At 67.8% G+C, this 2,211-nt stretch carries 2 protein-coding genes; both read left to right on the plus strand.

Translation table 11 applies throughout. The features are described from left to right. The coding region (locus LH128_RS27310; protein WP_008832938.1) for a class I adenylate-forming enzyme family protein at window positions 1–1,261 on the plus strand (1,261 nt) is incomplete at its 5' end. An 86-nt stretch (window positions 1,262–1,347) separates the two neighbouring features. Then, window positions 1,348–2,181: an IclR family transcriptional regulator gene (locus LH128_RS27315; protein ID WP_008832939.1), complete on the plus strand. Its 834-nt coding sequence runs from the start codon at window positions 1,348–1,350 to the stop codon at window positions 2,179–2,181. Window positions 2,182–2,211: the final 30 nt, after the last annotated feature.

Genomic DNA, 2,211 nt, shown 5'->3' on the forward strand with positions numbered 1-2,211 from the left:
GCCGATCAGCACGATGATCCGCGCCAACGAACTGGTCCGCGTGCTGCGCCAGTCGGATGTGCAGGGGCTCATCCTCCAGCGCACCATGCTGGGCAAGGACTATGCCGAGCGCGTGCTGGAGGCGCTCCCCGAACTGGACGGGCAGGAGAGCGGCGCGCTGCGGCTTGGCAGGGCGCCGTACTTGCGCTGGATCGCCTCGGACGGAGAGGGATTGCCTCCCAGCATCACACCGCTCGACTGGCTGGCCGGGGCCGCCGCGACGGTAGGCGAAGACCTGCTGCGCGAGGTCGAATCCGAAGTCCATCCGACCGACCAGATGGTCGAGATCTACACCTCCGGCTCGATGGCGCTGCCCAAGGGCGTGCGCCATGCCCATGGCCCCGTCTGCTTCCGCAGCCATACGATGCGCGAGATGATGGGGCATGTGCCCGGGAAGCGCGTGGCCTGCATCCTGCCGATGTTCTGGGTCGGCGGCATGATGATGTACCTCGTGCCGGGGCTGGAAGCGGGGGCGACCGTCGTGTGCACCGAGCGCACGCTTTCCAACAGCCGCTTCGCGATGGGCTCGGTGCTGGCGGAGGAAGATCTTGCGGCCATGCGCGGACCGAAGCCGTGGTGGGGCCTCGGCATGAGCGAGACGCTGGGGCCTTACTCGTGGGGCGATGACTTCCGCGCGCCGGGACGGCCGGTCTGTGCGCCGATGGACCATTTCGGGCCGGGCTACGAAATCCGTATCGCAGATGCCGAAAACCGCCCGGTCGCGGCGGGCGAGGCGGGGGAGATGCAGGTGCGCGGCTATCCCGTCGCCAGCGGCCTCCACAAGATCGAGCGGGCGGAGCACTACACACCCGACGGTTACTATCGCACCGGCGACATGTGCGTGATGGAGGACCGCCCGGAAGGACGGCGCATTCATTTTGTCGGGCGCGGGGGGGACATGATCAAGGTGTCTGGTTCCAACGTCTCCCCGGCCGAAGTGGAGATGGAACTGCAGTCGCTGGAAGGAGTGCACACCGCTTACGTGGTCGGCCTGCCGGACCGCGAGCGCGGCGCGCTGCTGGTCGCGGCGGTGATTGCGCGCGACGGGCTGGAACTCGATTTCGCCGTGATCGAGGCGGAATTGCGTCGGCGTCTCTCCAGCTACAAGGTGCCGCGTGCCTATGTTCCGCTGGAACGCGAGGAGATACCGCTCCTCCATTCCAACAAGGTGGCCCGGCGCGAGTTGGCGCGGATGATGGAGGACCGGCTCGGGCGCGGCTGAAGTTCGCTTTAATGAACAGGCGTGCCTATTGACGAACCGTGCCGATTGCCAATAGGCCCGAACGGTTCGAAATATCGAAAGCAGCCATGTCGCGTTCCTCTCCCGGTGTCGCCCGCGTCGCGGCCATCCTCAACTTCATCGCCGACCATCCCGGGCAGGCGTTCGCTCTGACCGATCTGGTGCGGGCATTGAAGTTGAGCCGCGCGACCTGCCATGCGCTGCTGACCGGCCTCGTCGATGTCGGCTACCTCTATCGCACGACCGACAAGACTTACGTGCTCGGCCCCGCGCTGGCGGCGATCGGGCGCACGGCGGCGGCGCATTTTTCGCCGCTGCAGGTCGCGCAGCCCGAGATGCGCAGCCTGGCCGACGAATTCGACGTGGTCTGCGGGGCCTACTTCCTCGAAGGCGACGTGATCCATCTGCGGGAACGCGCGGCCTCACTCAGCCATATCGGCTATCCGGTGCCGCTGGGCACGCGCATGCCGCTGCGCTGGATTCAGGCGATGACCTTCTTCGCCCGTTCCGCGCGGGACGCCGATGCATGGGTATCTCGGGCCGATCCGCCGCTCGGTGAGGAGAATCTCGGCCAGTTCCGCGCAGGGCTCGAGTTCGTGCGCGCGCACGGCTACCTCGCGCTATTGCGCCGTCCAGGCAGCGAAGAGGAACTCGGCGTGCGCTCGGGCACCGAGGACCCGCCGGTGGTGCCGCTCGTCGAGGTCGACGGGCAGCGGGTCTATCCGCTCGTGGCGCTGATGGCGCCGATCTACGACAGCCGCAACCGGGTGGTGATGGCGCTGGTCATGGCCGGCTTCCACGGCGCCATGAACGGCACGGCGCTGTCCGAGGCCGGTGCCCGCCTGGCCCATGCTTGCGAGCGCATCTCCGGCTTCCTGGCCGGCGGCGGCGAGAGCGACTGACTTCGCGGTAACGGGCTTGCCCCGGGACCG

It is taken from the genome of Sphingomonas sp. LH128, assembly GCF_000293195.2.
GTDB lineage: Bacteria > Pseudomonadota > Alphaproteobacteria > Sphingomonadales > Sphingomonadaceae > Novosphingobium > Novosphingobium resinovorum_A.

Coding starts and splice junctions, on each gene's coding strand:
- LH128_RS27315 (WP_008832939.1), top strand. CDS start 1,348: ATGTCGCGTTCCTCTCCCGGTGTCGCCCGCGTCGCGGCCATCCTCAAC.